13 protein-coding genes and 1 pseudogene are annotated in these 18391 nt (G+C 63.0%); 7 read left to right on the top strand and 7 right to left on the bottom strand.

The features are described 5' to 3' along the window. Nucleotides 1-49: 49 nt before the first annotated feature. The gene (ytfQ, locus tag ACSQ8R_RS10435) at nt 50-1009 is read right to left on the bottom strand and encodes a galactofuranose ABC transporter, galactofuranose-binding protein YtfQ (protein WP_436253274.1); all 960 of its coding nucleotides are present in this window, start codon (nt 1007-1009) and stop codon (nt 50-52) included. Between the two features lie 328 nt (nt 1010-1337). On the opposite strand from ytfQ, the gene araD1 reads away from it, so the two are divergent. The 6 genes and pseudogenes from araD1 (at nt 1338) to mmsB (ending at nt 9065) form a co-directional block, all read left to right on the top strand. Continuing rightward, the gene (gene araD1 / locus ACSQ8R_RS10430; protein WP_436253273.1) at nt 1338-2330 is read left to right on the top strand and encodes an AraD1 family protein; all 993 of its coding nucleotides are present in this window, start codon (nt 1338-1340) and stop codon (nt 2328-2330) included. A gap of 7 nt (nt 2331-2337) precedes the next feature. Then, complete coding sequence (locus ACSQ8R_RS10425) at nt 2338-3264, top strand: Gfo/Idh/MocA family protein (RefSeq protein ID WP_436253272.1); 927 nt, start codon at nt 2338-2340, stop codon at nt 3262-3264. Nucleotides 3265-3322: 58 nt separating this feature from the next. Next, a pseudogene (locus tag ACSQ8R_RS10420) lies at nt 3323-5111 on the top strand (IlvD/Edd family dehydratase); the annotation flags it as partial. A 117-nt stretch (nt 5112-5228) separates the two neighbouring features. Then, the gene (gene chvE, locus ACSQ8R_RS10415; protein ID WP_436255438.1) at nt 5229-6260 is read left to right on the top strand and encodes a multiple monosaccharide ABC transporter substrate-binding protein; all 1032 of its coding nucleotides are present in this window, start codon (nt 5229-5231) and stop codon (nt 6258-6260) included. Between the two features lie 55 nt (nt 6261-6315). Continuing rightward, nucleotides 6316-7875 (top strand): multiple monosaccharide ABC transporter ATP-binding protein, encoded by a 1560-nt coding sequence (gene mmsA, locus ACSQ8R_RS10410; RefSeq protein ID WP_436253271.1) that lies wholly within the window; start codon nt 6316-6318, stop codon nt 7873-7875. Next, complete coding sequence (gene mmsB, locus ACSQ8R_RS10405; protein ID WP_436255437.1) at nt 7875-9065, top strand: multiple monosaccharide ABC transporter permease; 1191 nt, start codon at nt 7875-7877, stop codon at nt 9063-9065. Before mmsA ends, mmsB begins: the two co-directional genes overlap by 1 nt. A 157-nt stretch (nt 9066-9222) precedes the next feature. Here the strand turns inward: mmsB and ACSQ8R_RS10400 are convergent, their stop codons facing one another. Both ACSQ8R_RS10400 and ACSQ8R_RS10395 read right to left on the bottom strand, forming a co-directional pair. Then, nucleotides 9223-11121, bottom strand: a complete 1899-nt coding sequence (locus ACSQ8R_RS10400) for an ABC transporter ATP-binding protein (RefSeq protein WP_436253270.1) — start codon at nt 11119-11121, stop codon at nt 9223-9225. Between the two features lie 10 nt (nt 11122-11131). Then, nucleotides 11132-12985, bottom strand: coding sequence for an ABC transporter ATP-binding protein (locus tag ACSQ8R_RS10395; protein WP_436253269.1), 1854 nt, complete (start codon nt 12983-12985; stop codon nt 11132-11134). Between the two features lie 364 nt (nt 12986-13349). Between ACSQ8R_RS10395 and ACSQ8R_RS10390 the strand changes: the two genes are divergently transcribed. Next, entirely contained in the window at nt 13350-14906 is a 1557-nt protein-coding gene (locus ACSQ8R_RS10390; protein WP_436253268.1) for a VOC family protein, read from the top strand. Here ACSQ8R_RS10390 and ACSQ8R_RS10385 read toward each other — a convergent pair whose 3' ends face one another. The 4 genes from ACSQ8R_RS10385 to ACSQ8R_RS10370 are packed head-to-tail and all read right to left on the bottom strand — an operon-like array spanning nt 14907 to nt 18391. Next, nucleotides 14907-15998, bottom strand: coding sequence for a pyridoxal-phosphate-dependent aminotransferase family protein (locus ACSQ8R_RS10385; RefSeq protein ID WP_436253267.1), 1092 nt, complete (start codon nt 15996-15998; stop codon nt 14907-14909). It lies immediately after the preceding gene. Next, a complete protein-coding gene (locus ACSQ8R_RS10380) occupies nt 15988-16785 on the bottom strand; it encodes an ABC transporter ATP-binding protein (RefSeq protein WP_436253266.1) in 798 nt (265 codons plus the stop codon). The genes ACSQ8R_RS10385 and ACSQ8R_RS10380 overlap by 11 nt, the downstream gene beginning before the upstream one ends. Further along, nucleotides 16782-17564, bottom strand: a complete 783-nt coding sequence (locus ACSQ8R_RS10375) for an ABC transporter ATP-binding protein (RefSeq protein WP_436253265.1) — start codon at nt 17562-17564, stop codon at nt 16782-16784. The genes ACSQ8R_RS10380 and ACSQ8R_RS10375 overlap by 4 nt, the downstream gene beginning before the upstream one ends. Then, complete coding sequence (locus tag ACSQ8R_RS10370; protein WP_436253264.1) at nt 17561-18391, bottom strand: ABC transporter permease; 831 nt, start codon at nt 18389-18391, stop codon at nt 17561-17563. Before ACSQ8R_RS10370 ends, ACSQ8R_RS10375 begins: the two co-directional genes overlap by 4 nt.

Genomic DNA, 18391 nt, shown 5'->3' with positions numbered 1-18391 from the left:
GGAGGCGCCCGGCCCGAGGAGAAAGGAAGCGGAGCCGGGCGGCGGGAGGTCAGTAACCGAGGCCCTTCTTGGCTTCGTAGACCTTCATCGGGTCATCCTTGGCGGTGTAGAGCTTGGATTCGGTCTGGATCCACTTCGGCGGGGCCTTCTTGTCCTTGAGATAGGCATTGAGGGCTTCGAAGGCGGGGCCGGCCATGTTCGGTGTCAGCTCCACTGTCGCGTTGGCTTCGCCCTTGGCCATCGCCTGGAAGATATCCGGCACCGCGTCGATCGAGACGATCTTGATGTCGGTGCCAGGCTTCAGGCCGGCTTCCTTGATCGCCTGGATGGCGCCGACCGCCATGTCGTCGTTATGGGCATAGACCGCGCAGATGTCCTTGCCGCCGCCTTCCGCCTTGATGAAGCTTTCCATGACTTCCTTGCCCTTGGTACGGGTGAAGTCACCGGTCTGCGAGCGGGCGATCTTGATGTTGGAATGCGCGGCGATCGCCTGTTCGAAACCCTTCTTGCGGTTGATGGCGGGCGAGGAACCGGTTGTCCCCTGAAGTTCCATGACCTTGCAGTTCTTGGAACCGATTTCCTTGACCAGCCAGTCGCCGGCGACCTTGCCTTCGAACACCTGGTCGGAGGTCACGGCGGTCAGATAGAGGTCCTTCGGCGATTCGATTTCGCGGTCGAGCAGGATGACCGGGATCTTTTCCTCCTTGGCTTCCTTCAGAACCGCATCCCAGCCGGTCGCGACGACCGGAGCGATGAAGATCGCATCGACGCCCTGAGCGATGAAGCCGCGGATCGCCTTGATCTGGTTTTCCTGCTTCTGCTGAGCATCGGCAAATTTCAGGGTAACGCCGCGTTTTTCGGCCTCCTGCTTGGTGACCGTGGTTTCGGCCGCACGCCAGCCGGATTCGGATCCGATCTGCGAGAAGCCGACGGTGAGGGATGCGGCGGAAACGCCGGATGCCAACGATAGGGTAAGAGCGGCCACAGCTGCCGCGAGAGCTCTTTTCATCTTAAATCCTCCCAGAGATGAGAAAGCGAACTGACGGCCCAAGGATTGGCATATAATATTACTTTTTCAAGCGCTAATTTCGAAACGGTTGTGAGAAAGGCCTCCTTCCACCGCTTTTGATGGGAACAATCGATTGAATCTTTGAGATAAATAGCATTCTTAAAAAGATCGGCACTGCCGGAAGCGGTTTTTCTTCTCCTTGACAAGCCCGATGTCGATCCAATAGTCGTATTAATGACTACATCGGGCCGAATGGTTCTGATGGGAGGAGTGGCATGGCGGCAGGAGACGTCATGTTGGTATTGGAAGCATTTGGGTGATAAAATCGATGTTGCGGGTTCTTCAGGTCGTGAATGGCGCTGGTGCGTCTATTGTCGTCGCGTGGGATGGCGAAGGTGCTGCCCGCGCCGTGAACGGCGTTTCGTCCACCTATGACCTCGCCTCTCAGGCGATTGCCGCCGGCCAGACATTGGCTCAACGGATCGAAGCGGCCGGTCTCGGCGATGTCGTGGACCTCGAAAAGGCCACGAGCGAAGGGCGCCTTGGCCTGCCGATCACCCATCCGGACCCGGCGCATTTCATCGTCGCTGGCACCGGTTTGACGCATCTCGGCTCGGCCGACGGTCGCGACAAGATGCACAAGGCGGCGCAGGCGACGGAAAAGCCGACCGATTCGATGCGCATGTTCCTGATGGGCGTCGAAGGCGGCAAGCCGAAGCCCGGCGTGGCCGGCGTGCAGCCGGAATGGTTCTACAAGGGCAATGGCTCCCAGCTTCGCGCCACCGGCAGCGATCTCGTGTCGCCGGCCTTCGCGCTCGATGGCGGCGAGGAGCCGGAGCTGGCGGGGATCTACCTGATCGGTCCGGACGGCACGCCTTTCCGGCTCGGCTTCTGTCTCGCAAACGAATTTTCGGACCATGTGACGGAGAAGGGCAACTATCTCTGGCTCGCTCATTCCAAGCTGCGCCAGGCGGCGCTCGGCGCGGAACTCCTGGTCGGTGACCTGCCGGACCATGTGGAGGGTACTTCCCGCGTGCTGCGCGGCGACGAGGTGATCTTCGAAAAGCCTTTCCTGTCCGGCGAGGCGAACATGTCGCATACGATCGCCAACCTCGAACATCACAATTTCAAATACGACATCTTCCGCCAGCCGGGCGATCTGCATGTACATTTCTTCGGAACGGCGACGCTGTCGTTCTCCGAGGGCATCAAGACTGAGCCCGGCGACGTCTTCGAGATCTCCGCCGCACCCTTCAAGCTGCCGCTCGTCAACCGGCTGGCCGTCGCGGCGGACACGCCCGTGACGATCAAGAAGCTCTGAGGCGGCCATGGCTCCCATCCGTATCGCCATCGTCGGGCTTGGAAAGATCGCAAGGGATCAGCATCTCGGCGCGATCGAAGCGACCGACGGCATCGATCTCGTGGCCGTCGCCAGCCGGCACGCCAGGCTCGATCAGATTGCCTGTTTCCACGAGATCGGCGATCTGCTCGCCTCGGACGTCGAGTTCGATGCGGTCTCTCTCTGCACGCCGCCCGTGGGACGTTTCGAACAGGCAAAGGCGGCGCTCGATGCCGGCAAGCACGTGATGCTCGAAAAGCCGCCGGGTGCGACGCTTTCGGAAGTCTATGCTCTGGAAAAGCTTGCCAAGGCGAAGGGCGTTTCGCTGTTTTCGACCTGGCATTCACGGGCTGCCGCCGCTGTCGAGCCGGCGCGGGCGCTGCTCGCAAAGCGGAAGATCCGTAGCGTAGCGGTTGAATGGAAGGAAGATGTCCGCCACTGGCATCCGGGCCAGGCCTGGATCTGGGAGCCCGGTGGCCTCGGCGTCTTCGATCCCGGCATCAACGCGCTGTCGATCGTTACTCGCATCCTGCCCGAGAGCTTTCATCTCACTCGCTCGGAACTGACCTTCCCGGCCAACCGGGCGGCGCCGATTGCCGCAAGCCTTTCGTTCGAAACTGATGGCGGCGTTCCTGTCTCGGCCGAATTCGACTGGCGCCAGACCGGTCCGCAGACCTGGGATATCCGCGTCGAGACCGACGAGGGCCCGATCGTCCTGACCCATGGCGGCAGCCGCCTGTTCGTCGATGGCAAAAGCGCGATCGTCGAGGAAGACAGGGAATACCGCAATCTCTATCGTGATTTCGTGACGCTTGTGACCGAGGGTCGCAGCGATACCGATTTCTCGCCGCTGGTGCATGTCGCCGATGCCTTCATGCTGGGCCGGCGCATTCAAACAGACGTATTTGAGGACTGATGATGACCAATTCCGAAAACGTAACCTCGAACGAGATTGCCGAAACCGACCAGCGTCGCCAGGAGGTCCGCAAGCTCCGTTCTCGCGCGTGGTTCGACAACCCGTCGAATGTCGACATGACGGCGCTTTATCTCGAGCGCTACATGAATTTCGGTCTCAGCCAGGCCGAACTGCAGTCCGACCGGCCGATCATCGGCATCGCCCAGACGGGTTCCGATCTTTCGCCGTGCAACCGGCATCATCTGGAACTGGCGCATCGTCTGCGCGAGGGTATCCGCGAAGCCGGCGGCATTGCCATCGAATTCCCGGTCCATCCTATCCAGGAAACCGGCAAGCGTCCGACCGCCGGCCTTGACCGCAACCTCGCCTATCTCGGCCTGGTCGAGGTGCTCTACGGCTATCCGCTCGACGGCGTCGTTTTGACGATCGGCTGCGACAAGACCACGCCGGCCTGTCTGATGGCGGCGGCGACGGTCAATATTCCAGCGATCGCGCTGTCCGTCGGTCCGATGCTGAACGGCTGGTTCCGCGGCGAGCGTACCGGTTCCGGCACGATCGTCTGGAAGGCCCGTGAGCTGCTCGCCAAGGGCGAGATCGATTATGCCGGCTTCGTCAAGCTGGTCGCCTCCTCGGCGCCTTCCACCGGCTACTGCAACACGATGGGCACGGCGACGACGATGAATTCGCTCGCCGAAGCGCTCGGCATGCAGCTTCCCGGTTCTGCGGCGATCCCGGCGCCTTATCGCGATCGGCAGGAGGTCTCCTACCTGACCGGCCTTCGCATCGTCGAAATGGTCAAGGAAGACCTGAAGCCCTCCGACATCCTGACCAAGGAAGCCTTCATCAACGCGATCCGCGTCAATTCGGCGATCGGTGGCTCGACCAATGCGCCGATCCATCTGAACGCGCTCGCCCGCCATATCGGCGTCGAACTCACCGTCGACGACTGGCAGGCCTATGGCGAGGAAGTGCCGCTGCTCGTCAACCTGCAGCCGGCCGGCGAATATCTCGGCGAAGACTACTATCATGCGGGCGGTGTCCCTGCCGTCGTCAACCAGCTGATGACCCAGGGCCTCATCCATGAGGACGCCATGACGGTCAACGGCAAGACGATCGGCGAGAACTGCCGTGGCGCGATCATCGAGGACGAGAAAGTCATCCGCCGTTATGACGAGCCTCTGAAGCCGGCGGCCGGTTTCCGCGTCTTGCGAGGCAATCTCTTCTCGTCGGCGATCATGAAGACCAGCGTCATCTCGCCGGAATTCCGTCAGCGTTATCTCTCCAACCCGAACGATCCGGAAGCCTTCGAGGGCAGGGCGGTCGTGTTCGACGGGCCGGAAGACTATCATCACCGGATCGACGACCCGTCGCTCGAAATCGATGCGCATACGGTCCTGTTCATGCGCGGCGCCGGTCCGATCGGGTATCCGGGCGCTGCCGAAGTCGTCAACATGCGCGCGCCGGACTATCTGCTGAAGCAGGGTATCTCGTCGCTCGCCTGCATCGGCGACGGCCGCCAGTCGGGAACATCCGGCAGCCCGTCGATCCTCAATGCCTCGCCGGAAGCGGCAGCCGGTGGTGGTCTTGCCATCCTGCGCACCGGCGACCGCGTGCGCATCGACGTCGGTCGCGGCACGGCGGACATCCTGATCTCCGACGAGGAGATGGCGGAGCGCCGCAAGGCCCTGGAAGCTGACGGAGGCTACCAGTACCCGAAGCATCAGACGCCCTGGCAGGAAATCCAGCGCAACTATGTCGGTCAGCTCGAAACCGGCGCAGTGCTGGAGCCGGCCGTCAAATACCAGCGGATTGCCCAGACCAACGGCATCCCGCGCGACAATCACTGACCGTTTCGGTCCCCAGGGCGGCGGGGGCCGCCCTTAGACAAGATTGGCGGCTCGAAGGGAGCCGCTCCAAAGGAGGAGTAATCCATGCGAATGTTCAAATATCTCGCGACCGCAGCCATGCTGGCTGGTATGGTCATCGCGGCTCCGGCCAGCGCCCAGGAAAAGGGCCTCGTCGGCGTCGCCATGCCGACCAAGTCCTCCGCCCGCTGGATCGCGGACGGCGACAACATGGTCAAGGTTCTGAAAGAGCGCGGTTACAAGACCGATCTCCAGTACGCCGAAGACGATATCCCGAACCAGCTCGCGCAGATCGAAAACATGATCACCAAGGGCGCCAAGGTTCTCGTCATCGCCTCGATCGACGGGACGACGCTTTCCGACGTGCTGCAGCAGGCCGCCGACCAGAAAATCAAGGTCATCGCCTATGACCGCCTGATCCGCGATACCCCGAACGTCAGCTACTACGCCACCTTTGACAACTTCCAGGTCGGCGTCCAGCAGGCCACCTCGCTGGTGAAGGGCCTCAAGGCCGACACCGAGAAGGGCCCGTTCAACATCGAACTCTTCGGCGGCTCGCCGGACGACAACAACGCCTTCTTCTTCTACAACGGCGCAATGAGCGTGCTTCAGCCGCTGATCGACAAGGGCGTGCTGAAGGTCGGCTCCGGCCAGGTCGGCATGGACAAGGTCGCGACGCTGCGCTGGGACCCGGCAACCGCCCAGTCCCGCATGGACGCGATCCTCTCCTCGACCTATTCCGGCAAGAAGCTCGACGGCGTTCTGTCTCCCTATGACGGCATCTCGATTGGTATTCTGTCGTCGCTGAAGGGCGTCGGTTACGGTTCGGGCGGTCAGGCCATGCCGATCGTTACCGGCCAGGATGCCGAAGTTCCGTCCGTCAAGTCGATCATCGCCGGCGAACAGTATTCGACGATCTTCAAGGACACCCGCGATCTTGCCAAGGTCACCGTCGACATGGTCGATGCCGCGATGAGCGGCAAGGAGCCTGTCGTCAACGACACCAAGACCTATGACAACGGCAAGAAGGTCGTTCCGTCCTACCTCCTGAAGCCGGTCGTGGTTGACAAGACCAACTGGAAGCAGGTTCTGGTGGATGGCGGTTACTACAAAGAATCGCAGCTGAAGTAAGCCTTTTAATCCGCGCGGTGGTATTCTGCCGCGCGGACCTTTTTTCGGAGTGATCATGCTCGATCCCGTTCCGCTCGCCGAAAAGCCACCCATCCTCGAGATGCGGGCGATTTCGAAGAGCTTTGGCGCCGTGAAGGCGCTTTCCGATGTCAGCTTCGCCGTCCAGGAGGGGGAGATCCATGCCCTCGTCGGTGAAAACGGCGCTGGCAAATCGACCCTCATGAAAGTCCTTTCCGGCGTTTATCCGCACGGCTCCTACGAGGGTTCCATCTTTTTCGGCGGCGAGGAGCGGCACTTCCGCGACATCAACGATTCCGAAAAGCTCGGCATCATCATCATCCATCAGGAACTGGCGCTCATTCCGTTGATGTCGATCGCGGAAAACATATTCCTGACCAACCCGCCGGCGAGCCGCGGGGTGATCGACCGAAGCGAACGGCATAAGCGCACCCAGGCATTGCTTGCAAAGGTGGGGCTTACCGAACAGCCGGACACGCTGATCACCAATATCGGCGTCGGCAAGCAGCAGCTGGTCGAGATCGCCAAGGCGCTGTCCAAGGACGTGCGGCTTTTGATCCTCGACGAGCCGACCGCCTCCCTCAACGAGACGGACAGCGCTGCGCTTCTGGAACTCCTCAAGGAATTCCGCCGCAACGGTATTACCTCGATCATGATCTCCCACAAGCTCAACGAGATCACCGAAGTCGCCGACCGTATCACGGTGCTTCGTGACGGCCGCACGGTCGGCACCATGGATTGCCATGCCGGTCCCGTCGACGAGGACGAGATCGTGCGACGCATGGTCGACCGCGATCTGGAAAGCCGCTATCCGAAGCGCGACCCAAAGATCGGTGATGTGATCTTCGAAGTCGAGAACTGGTCCGCCTATCATCCGATGCATTCGGACCGGCAGGTCGTGAAAAACGTCTCGCTGAAGGTGCGGGCCGGTGAGATCGTCGGCATTTCCGGCCTGATGGGAGCCGGGCGCACCGAATTCGCCATGAGCCTGTTCGGCAGGTCCTGGGGGCGCCATGTCACCGGCACCGCCAGGCTGCACGGCAAGGAACTCGACCTTTCCGATGTCCACAAGGCGATCAAGGCGGGCCTCGCCTATGTGACCGAGGACCGCAAGCAGCTCGGCCTCATCCTGCCGGAAGACATCCGCAAGAACGTCTCGCTCGCCCATCTCGGCGGCGTGTCTTCGCGCGGCGTCATCGACGACATCGCCGAGATGAAGGTGGCGCAGGAATTCCGCACCCGCATGCGGATCCGCAGCCACAACGTCTATCAGGAAACAGGCAAGCTCTCGGGCGGCAACCAGCAGAAAGTGGTATTGTCGAAATGGCTGTTCACCGGTCCCGACGTGCTCATTCTCGATGAGCCGACGCGCGGTATCGATGTCGGCGCGAAATACGAAATCTATACGATCATCAACGAACTCGCCGATGCCGGCAAGGCGGTGATCGTCATCTCGTCGGAAATGCCCGAGCTGATCGGCATTTGCGACCGTATCGTGGTCATGCACGAAGGTGCTTTTGTCGGGGAAGTGTCCGGCGAAGAGGCCACGCAGGAAAATATCATGCGCGCCATCATGCGGCGCAAAGGGAGAGAATGATGAGTACTCCGCAGGAAACGATATCGGCGCCTCAGAGCGTGGGCGGTTTTCTGAAGGACAATCTGCGCGATTTCGGCATGCTGATCTCGTTGGTCGTGATCGTCGTCTTCTTCCAGATCGCCACCGACGGCGTTCTCCTGAAGCCGCTCAACGTCACCAACATCGTGCTGCAGAACTCCTATATCGTCATCATGGCGCTCGGCATGCTGATGGTGATCGTCACCGGCCATATCGACCTGTCGGTCGGTTCGGTCGCGGGTTTCATCGGCGGTTTTGCCGGGCTCCTGATGGTTCAGTGGGGCCTCAATTTCGCTGTCGTCATCGTCATCAGCCTTGCTGTCGGCGGCGTGATCGGGGCGATCCAGGGCTATTTTGTCGCCTATTTCAAGATACCGTCCTTCATCGTGACGCTCGCGGGCATGCTGGTCTTCCGCGGCCTGATGATCGCCATCCTCGGCAGCCAGGCGATCGGGCCTTTCCCGCCGATTTTCCAGAAGCTGTCGTCCGGTTACGTCGTCGAACTGATCTCGTCGGCCAACGGCCTCTACATCACCTCGTTCCTGCTCGGGCTGGTGCTTGCGGTCGTCCTCATCGTGCAGAATTTCGCGGGCCGCAAGCGGCGCGTTTCGCATGGCGTCGAGACGGAGCCGTTCGGCTTCTTCGTCGCCAAGAACCTGCTGATCCTTGCCGGCGTCGGATACATCGCCTTCCTGATCTCGTCGCATCGCGGCATGCCGAACGTGCTGATCATCATGGCGGTGCTGATCGCCGGCTATAGCTTCCTGACTACCCGCACCGTGATCGGCCGGCAGATCTATGCGGTCGGCGGCAACGCCCGTGCCGCCGAGCTTTCCGGCATCAAGACGACCCGGCTGGTGTTCCTCACATTCGTCAACATGGGCGTCCTTGCGGCTCTCGGCGGGCTCGTCGTCGCGGCACGCCTGAACAGCGCCACGCCAAAGGCCGGTACCGGCTTCGAGCTGGACGTCATCGCGGCCTGCTTCATCGGTGGCGCCTCCGCCTATGGCGGCGTCGGCAAGGTGACGGGCGCTGTCATCGGGGCGTTCCTGATGGGCGTGATGAACAACGGCATGTCGATCCTCGGCATCGGCATCGACTACCAGCAGGTGATCAAGGGCCTTGTCCTGCTCGGCGCCGTCTGCGTCGACGTCTACAACCAGCGGCGCTGAGGCCTCTCCTCACCTCATCCCTGTGCTCGTCACAGGGATCCAGCAGCGCCGCGTCTGCGGCGCGGAAGAGCCCTTCAGCCCAAGGACTTGGGCTGGCTGGATTCCTGTGACGAGCACAGGAATGAGGAGATAAGGGAGCAGCTTCCCTGGCTTCCCGTCAGGTCGCCTGTTCGGTCACGGCCTCTTCGATGACATCTTCCGGGATGTCGTCGAAGGACGAATAGTTGAGGTTGTAGAGCTTGGAATAGAGCTTTTCGTTCCTCATCAGCTCGCGGTGATTGCCGCTTTCGATCAGCTCGCCGTTCTGCAACACGATGATCCTGTCGGCCTCGCGGATGGTGGCGAGGCGATGGGCGATGACGAGGCCGGTGCGGCCTTCGAGCAGCTTGACCAGCGCCTTCTGGATCAGCATTTCCGTATAGCTGTCGATATTGGCCGTCGCCTCGTCGAGCACCAGGATTTTGGCGTCCGCCACGAGCGCGCGGGCAAAGCTCAAAAGCTGGCGCTGGCCGAGCGAGAGATTGCCGCCGCGCTGGCCGAGAATGCTCTCGTAACCGTCCGGCATGCGCATGATGAAGTCGTGGGCGCCGACCGCCTTGGCGGCCTCGACCACCTGTTCGCGGGTCGCGTCCGTCTTGTGGTAGCGGATGTTCTCGAACACCGTCCCGGTGAACAGGAACGGTTCCTGCAGCACCATGGCGATCTGCCGGCCGAGCGATTCCTGCGTCAGGTCGCGCACGTCGTGGCCGCCGACCAGGACCTGGCCCTGCTGCACGTCGTAGAAACGGTGGATCAGCGACATGCAGCTCGACTTGCCCGAACCTGTCGGGCCGACCAGCGCCACCGTTTCGCCCGGGTTCACCTTGAAGCTCACATGTTTCAGGACCGGGTGCTTGGGATTGTAGCCGAAGACCACGTCCTTGAACTCCACCGACCCGTCCATCTCCGCCGACAGGATCTTGGCATTCGGCGCATCCTTGATGTCGACCGGCACATCCAGCACCTCCGTCAGGCGCTGGCCGGACGCCATGGCGCGCTGCATCACCGAATATTGCAGGGTGAGCGAACGGATCGGGTCGAAGAAGCGCTGGATGTAGAAGAGGAAGGCGACCATGACGCCGACGTCGAGGGCCTGGTTGAGCACGCGGGCGCCGCCGACCACGACGACCAGCGCCATCGCAAGGCCGGTCAGCGAATCGACGATCGGCACCATGACCTGGGCGTATTTGGCGGCGTTCAGATGGGTATCGAGATTGGCGCGGGCCTTGTCGTCATAGAGCATGAAGTTGACGCTCTGGCGGTCCATGCTCTGGACGGCGCGCACGCCGTGGATGGCTTCGGCAAGCGCGCCGTTGGCGATCGAATTGGTCTCATGCGCGGCCATGAACGATTTGCGGGCGCGCGGCAGCCAGAACAGGCGCACGACGAAGAGGACGGGGAGGGCGCAGAGCGTCAGCAGGCCCAGCTTGAAATCGAGCGTCAGCATGACGAAGACGATGCCGAACAGAAGCGTGATATCGCCGACCGAGAGAACAGAAGTTTCGAGGAATTCCTGCATGGAATTGACGTCGCCCTGCAGGCGCGACATCAGCCGGCCGACTTCCGTCTTGTCCATCCAGGAGAGCGAAACGCGCTGCAGATGCGTGAACATCGCCTTGCGGATGTCGAAGAGCACATCTTCCGCCACGCCGCCGACCAGCGTCTCCTGCGCATAGCTTGCGCCGAAATTGATGAGGATGGCGACCAGGAAAGCGACGATCGACCAGATCAGCACCGACTGGCTGTCGCTGCCCGCCTGCATGCCGTGGTCGATCGCGTAACGAATGATCAGCGGGATGAGGAGCTGCATCGCCGTGAAGGTGAGAACCGCAAGCACGGCCCAATAGATCTTGGTGCGGTAGGGGCGCACGAAGGCCCAGATGCGCTTGACGATATCGCCGTCGAAGACCTTGCCGAAGATCTCCTCCTCGATGCGGTGCGAGCCGACCACCGCGCGGGGCGGGCGCCTTCCGTCGTCACGAACGTCGGAGCGTTCGGTTTCCAGTTCCTCGGCCATAAATCCTCCCTCAGGCGCTGAGCGCGTCGTCGCCCGGACGTACCTGCAGATCGTAGAGCGCCTTGTAGCGGCCGCCGAGCGCCAAGAGCTCGTCATGCGTTCCGCTCTCGACGATGCGGCCTTCTTCCATGAACAGGATCCGGTCGGCATGCATCAGCGAGCTCAGCCGGTGGGCGACGATGATCGTCACCCGGTCGGCTGCGTATCTGCGCATCGCGCTGCGGATGCGCTGTTCCGTGCCGGCATCGATCGCCGCGGTCGAATCGTCGAACACCATCACCGCCGGGCGCAGCATCAGCGCGCGGGCGATCGACAGGCGCTGCCGCTGGCCGCCGGAGAGCGATACGCCGCGTTCGCCGACGACGGTGCCGTAACCGGTCGGCAGCCCGAGCACGTAGTTGTGGAGCTGGGCGCTTTCGCTGGCGCGCTCGATGCGGCCTTCCTTCGCCCAGGGATCGCCATAGGCGATATTGTTCTCGATCGTCGTCGTGAACAGGAAACTGTCCTGCTGGACGACGGCCACCGAGCGGCGCAGCGATTGCAGCGTCGCGTGGCGGATGTCCTGACCGTCGATGGTGATCCTGCCGCCCGTCACATCGTAGAAACGCGGGATGAGGTGGGCCATGGTGGACTTGCCGCTGCCGGGCGGGCCGACGATGCCTATCGTCTCGCCGCGCTTCGCCTCGAAGGAAACCCCGGTCAGGACCTGGTGTTTCTCGGCGTTCGGATAAGCGAAATCGACATTCTCGAACCGCAGCGTGCCGTCCGTGACCCTCAGTTCCTTGGCGCCCTTCTCGTCCTTGATGGCGATATCGAGGTCGAGCAGTTCGAACAGGCGTGCGCCGCAGGTGGAGGCGCGGGCAAAGGCGTTGACCATCAGGCCGAGCTGGCGCACCGGCATCTGCAGGATGGTCATGAAGGTGAGGAAGGAGGTGAGCGTGCCGACGGTCATCTCGCCGGCCATCACCTTGGTGCCGCCGACCCAGAGAACCAGGCCCATGGCGGCGAAGAAGGACAGCGTCATGGCGCTGGTATTGGCGACCCGGATGCCGACGCGCTGGTGGGCGAGCGTGACCGCGCTCTTCGATGCGGCCTCGAACTTGTCGAGCTCGTGATCCTGGGCGGCGAATGCGCGCACGACGCGGATACCGCCGAGGTTTTCTTCCATGACGCGGGTGAGCACCGAGAGCCGCTCCTGGAGGTCGAGCCAGGTGGCGCGCAGCCGCAGCTGGGTCACCGACGACCGCCAGCCGACAAACGGCACGAAGCTCAAGGCCAGCAGGCCGAGCACGACGTCGGTGGATAGAAGAAGGTAGGCGCCGAAACCGATCAGCACGGTCAAAAGAACCATGCGCACCAGCGCGGTCGAGAAATACATGCGCACGCCTTCTAGATCGAGAAGCCCGACGGTGATCAGGTCACCCGAATGCATGCTGTCATGGAAGCTGAAGGAAAGCCGCTGGATCTTCTCGTAACAGGCGAGCCTGAGGCGATAGCCCATATGATGGCCGACCGCCTCGCTGAAATAGTTCTGGAACAGGGTGAAGATGCCGCGCAGCACGCTGGCGCCGAGCAGCAGAAGCGCGGTGGTCAACAGCGCGTCCTGAGCCGCCTGGCCGGCATCGCCGCCGGTCAACGCCACCTGCGTGTGGTCCACCGCTTGCCCAAGCAGCCGCGGGATCATCAGCTGGAACGCGGAGGCGATCAGGGTCGCGCCGATCGCGAAGCTCGATTGCCACGGATGACGGAAGGCCATGACGGTAATGCGGGTCAGTATCGAGAAGCCTTTACCCCAACCTGCCGCATTCACCAGCGCCAACGAAGCCGACGGCTTCGCGGCGCGAACTGTTGCATCGCTGCTCACGGTTATATTCCAAAAATGAATCACAGAGCCGGACAAAATTATCCGGGAAGACGGCCATTATGAGATGAAGATTCGGACCGGGACCTAGCCTGCATAATGACGCTGATCAGTCAATCGAATTGGGCTGAAAACCGGGCGCCCGGTGGTGATTTTTTGACCTGTGTGGCGCCCGAATTTTGGGCATGGAGCCTTTCGGTATTCCAGTGCCTGGTCGGTGCGGTTAGGGGAGTGAAAAGCCCCCCGGTCACTCTTCGAAACTCCATCAGGACATTTCCACGGGTTCTTTTCCGCCCCGCATATCGCTAGGTCAGCTTCGGGCTGATATCGTTGCGCCATGTTCAGCATAAAAGGGTTCGACACTCGCATGACCAGCGGCCTGCATCACATCACCGCCATCACCCGCAAGATCCAGGCGAATGTCGATTTCTATGTGGGCTTCCTTGGCCTCAGGCTCGTCAAGCGGACGGCCGGTTTCGAGGACGCCCGTCAGCTTCATCTGTTCTACGGAGACGGGGCGGCGACGCCTGGTTCGCTCGTCACCTTTCTGGCCTGGGAGGATGGCTCGCTTGGGCGCGTCGGGCATGGGGCGCCGAGCGAGATCAGTTTTGCGATTGCGCCCGAGGCGATCGGTTTCTGGCTGACACGGGCGCTGCAGTTCAACGTCAAGCTTTCCGGCCCGGCCCAGGAGTTCGGCGAACCGGTGCTGCGGCTGACCGACCCGGACGGGATCATCGTCAAGCTGGTCGGCGTCGAGGAGACGACGCCCTGGGTCTGGTGGAGCGGTGGTGGCATTGCGGAGGCGGATGCGATCCGCAGGCTCTATGGCGCGACTATCCTTTCCGACAAACCGGAGCAGACGGCGGCTTTCTTGACGCGCCACATGGGGCTTCGGCTCGGCCCGAAGGACGGCAATATCCAGCGGCTGGTGTCGGATGCGCAGGATATCGTCGATGTCCGCGACGCCGGCGGTTTCTGGACCGCGGCACCCGGCACCGGCACGATCGACCATATCGCCTTCCGCGCTGTCGATCGGACGAAGGTCGAGGCGGTGCATGCTGGGTTGCTGGCGGAAGACGCCGGCGAGATGAACATGCACGACCGGCACTATTTCTACTCGCTGTATGTCCGCGAGCCGTCCGGCACGCTGATCGAGTTGGCATCCGATGGGCCGGGTTTCACCGCCGACGAGCCGGTTGAAACGCTCGGGTCCGAACTTTTCATCCCGGCGCATTTCAACGAAGACCACGACGTCCTGCGGGTCATGCTGCCGCAGTTCGGCTTGCCGGGCGAGGAGCGCATCATCTATCGCGACCTGCCCTTCGTGCACCGCATCCACATGCCGGAGAACTGGGACGGCTCGACGCTGGTGCTGCTGCACGGCACCGGCGGCAATGAAACGACCATGCTGCCTTTCGGACGCAAGGCTGCGCCGAACTCCATGCTGATCGGGGTGCGCGGACGCTCATTGGACGAGGGGCATCCGCGATATTTCCGCCGCTTCACGGAGACGACCTTCGACCAGAAGGAAATTGCGTCCGAAGCGGAGGCCTTCGTCGCCTTCGTGGAGGATCTCGGCCCCGCCTATGGCGCCGATCCGGCGCGGACGGCCTTTGCCGGCTGGTCGAATGGCGGCAACATGATCGGCGCGGTGATGCAGCTTCATCCGGGCCTGATCCGCAAAGCGGTCCTGCTGCGGTCGATGAACTGCCTGGAGGCCCGGCCGGCCGTCGATCTTTCCGGCACGCATGTCCTGTCGCTCAGCGCGACCGACGATTTCTACGGGTCGCTGGCTGAGGAACTCGAAGAACGGCTTCGCACTGCGGGCGCGGAACTCACCGCCAGAACGCTTGACGCCAATCACGGCATAGGCGCCGAGGACGAGATGATCGCCCAGGACTGGCTGATCGAAAAAGGCTTCTGATCAATCGCCGTAATGCAGGGCGATCGCATCGACGGCGGCGGATATGTCCGCTTTGAACCCCCGTCTTCGGAGCGCCATGCCATAGGCCGTCAGATTGCCGAGCACGATATCGAAACGGGCGCGCTGGCCGGTATGGTTCAGCCGGATCAGGCGCTCGGCGCCGGGGCCGACGCCGGCGGAAAGCTCGATGCCCTGAGGCGCGACGGAAAGCACGGCGGCCGGATCGGCTGAAGCCGGAAGCCGGGCTGTGGTCACCAGGTTCGAGCCATGCAGGGCATCGACCCAGAGTTCGCCGCCCATGGCCGTAAGTGCTGCTCGGGTCGCGCGGGCGGCGCGGACATGGCGGGCGACGATGGCATCGACGCCCTCCGCCTCGACGCGATCGAGGGCTGCTTCCAGTGCGAAAAATTCAAGCGGCGCGGTCGTGCCGGGAAGCGCGCCGCGGCCGGCCTCGAGCCAGGCCTTCTGGTCGAGAAGCGAGAGGATCGAATCCTTCGGGCCGCCATCGCGGGTGATGAGTTTCCAGGCGGCGGGACTGACTGACAGCGCCGAAAGCCCGGCCGGCCCCGCCAGCGCCTTCTGCGGTCCGATGACGGCGATGTCGATGCCGAGTTCGTCGATATCAAGCGCGTGGCCACCGATCGAGGCGACCGCATCCACGACCGTCACGATACCGCGGGACCGGGCGAGCGCTACGATCTCCTCCAGCGGGTTGCGGATGCCGCTTGCCGATTCCGCATGGACCAGCGCCAGGACCTTGATGTCCGGATGGGCATTCAGCGCCGCCTCGACCGCTTCCAGCCCGATGGGGCGGGCTGCTTCGGCCAAGAGATCAACGACCTCGGCGCCGCCGCGCCGAAGCCAGGCGCCGAACCATCCGCCATACATGCTGGTGACGATATTGATCGCCTTCAGGCCGGGACGGGAGAGGCTCAGCGCCACCGCCTCCAGCGCGACGACGGCTTCCGCCTGGATCAGCAGCACGTCGTTGCGGGTCTTCAGGATCCTGCCGATCCGGTCGGCGATCCTGGCGTAGCGCGCGGCGGGGAAGGACGGTGCGTCGTTCAGCGGGTTCCAGCGGTCAAACGTCATGCGATGGTGCTTCCGTTGGTTCTGTCACAAGGCGGGGTACGGCATCGACCAAGGCCTTGGTCGCTGGCGATTGCGGATTTTCGATCACCTGCCGCATCGGCCCGGTCTCGGTGAGCCGTCCGGCATCCATGACGGCGATCCGGTGGGAGACGGCGCGCAGGACGGCAAGATCGTGCGATATGAAAAGATAGCTGATGCCACGCTCTTCTTGTAGCTCGACCAGCAGTTCGAGGATCCTGCCGCGGATCGAGACATCGAGCGCCGATACCGCCTCGTCGAGTACGATCAGTGACGGCTTCGTGGCGATGGCGCGGGCAATCGCGATGCGCTGCCGCTGGCCGCCGGAAACCTCGCGGATCGAGCGCTCCGCATAGTTGGCGGGCAGGCCGACGCGGTTGAGCAGCGCCGCGATTTCTTGTGCGCGCCCGGCTTTCGGCACGATGTCGTGGATGCGCAGCGGATCGTCGAGGACCGAAGCGACCGTCGCACGCGGATTGAAGGCGCCGAGCACATCCTGAAACACCATCTGCATTCTGGCCCGGCGGCGGCGCAGGTCAGGGCCGGATAGCGATAGCCAGTCCTCGCCCTCGAAGCGGATCGAGCCGGCATCGGCCGGCAGCAGCCGCATCAGGATGCGGGCGAGGGTGGATTTGCCGCTGCCCGAAGCGCCGACGAGGCCGAGCGTCTCGCCGGGTTCGAGCGTCAACGAGACATCGCTGATTGCCGCAACCTCGCGGCTGCCAGAGGAAAAACGCTTCGAGAGGTTTTCGATCGCCAGCAGGGTCAAACGCTGGCCTCCCGGATGAGCGGAGGTGTCGTGAGATCGCGATGGCTGGCGATCAGGGTTCTCGTATAGGCGTCCTTGGGCGAAGCAAGGACATTTCCGGTCGGACCCGATTCTATGAGATTGCCATCCTTGAAGATCGCCAGGCGGTCGGCAAAGCCCGAAGCGAGCGCGATGTCGTGGGTGATGAAGATGAGCGTCATGCCGGCTTCGCGGACCAGTTCGTCGAGCAATGAGACGATCTGAGCCTGCACGACCATATCGAGCGCGCTGGTCGCCTCGTCGGCGATCAGCATGCCGGGCCTGGCGACGAGGGCCGCTGCAATCGCGACGCGCTGCCTCTGGCCGCCGGACAGCTGGTGCGGGAAGGCCTTCATCGCATTTTCCGGCTCTGGGATGCGGACACGCTCCAGCATTTTTAGCGCGAGAGTATAAGCCGGTCTCCAAGACAGACCGAGATGCCGGCGGCCGCCCTCTGCCACCTGTTCGCCGATCGTCAATACGGGGTTGAGGCTGGAGGACGGGTCCTGGAAAACGAAACCGAGATCGCGGCCGGGCAAGGGCGGCTGGCCCGAGCGCCATTGCATCTTGCCCTCCAGCCGGGCACCGGGCGGCAAGAGACCGGCGATGGCGCGGGCAAGCGTGCTTTTGCCGGAGCCGCTCTCGCCGATAATCGCCAGCCGTTCGCCGGCGACGATATCGAGATCCACATGATCCAGCGCCGGCTCCGTCTGGCCGCGATAGGTGACCGAGAGGCCCCTGATCTCGCAAAGCGTGCTCATGGCTCCAGCCTCCGGCCGGCGAGCGCCTTGGTCAGGCCTTCGCTGAACAGGTAGACGCCGACGACGGTCACGACCAGCGCGATGCCTGGAAAGATCGACAGCGACGGGGAGGAGCGGAGGATGTTGCGGCCCTCGGCGATCATCGAACCCCAGGTGACGACGTTCGGATCGCCGAGGCCGAGGAAGGAAAGGGCAGCTTCGGTGAGGATCGCCGCGGCGACAATGATGGCCGATAGTGCCAGAACCGGTGGCAGGGCGTTGGGCAGGATTTCCCGGAAGGCAATTTCGGCCGGATGCATGCCGATCACCCGGGCGGAGGCGACATAATCCCGCTCGCGGATGGAAAGCACCTGCGCCCGCGTCAGCCGCGCCGGATCGGCCCAGGCGCCGAGCGCGATTGCCAGAACCACGACCGGCACCGAGGCGCCGATGACGCTGACGAAGGCGAGCGCCAGAAGGAAGCTCGGGACGATCTGGAAGGCATCGACGACACGCATCAGCCCCTCGTCGATCAGCCCTCCGGCAAAACCAGCCGTCAGGCCGACACAGAGCCCGATGGCAATCGCTGCCAAGGCCGCCGCAAGACCGACTGCCAGAGAGGTGCGGGTTCCGTGGAGAACACCGGCCAGCACGTCGCGGCCGAGCCGGTCGGTGCCAAGCGGGAAGGCGGGATCGGTGAAAGGCGGCAGCAGCGCCCGGCCGGCGATGTGCAGCGGATCGCCGGGGGACAAGGCGGGTGCAAACAGGGCCACGAGCACCAGAAGCGTCAGAATGCCGAGCCCGATCGCGCCTTCCGGCGCGCGGACGAGATCTCGAAGGAGCCTCAT

Origin of the sequence: Neorhizobium sp. LjRoot104 (assembly GCF_964253725.1) — a bacterium.
GTDB lineage: Bacteria > Pseudomonadota > Alphaproteobacteria > Rhizobiales > Rhizobiaceae > Neorhizobium.
The sequence above is the reverse complement of the archived record's forward strand: the minus strand, read 5'-3'. Positions and strand labels throughout refer to the sequence as shown.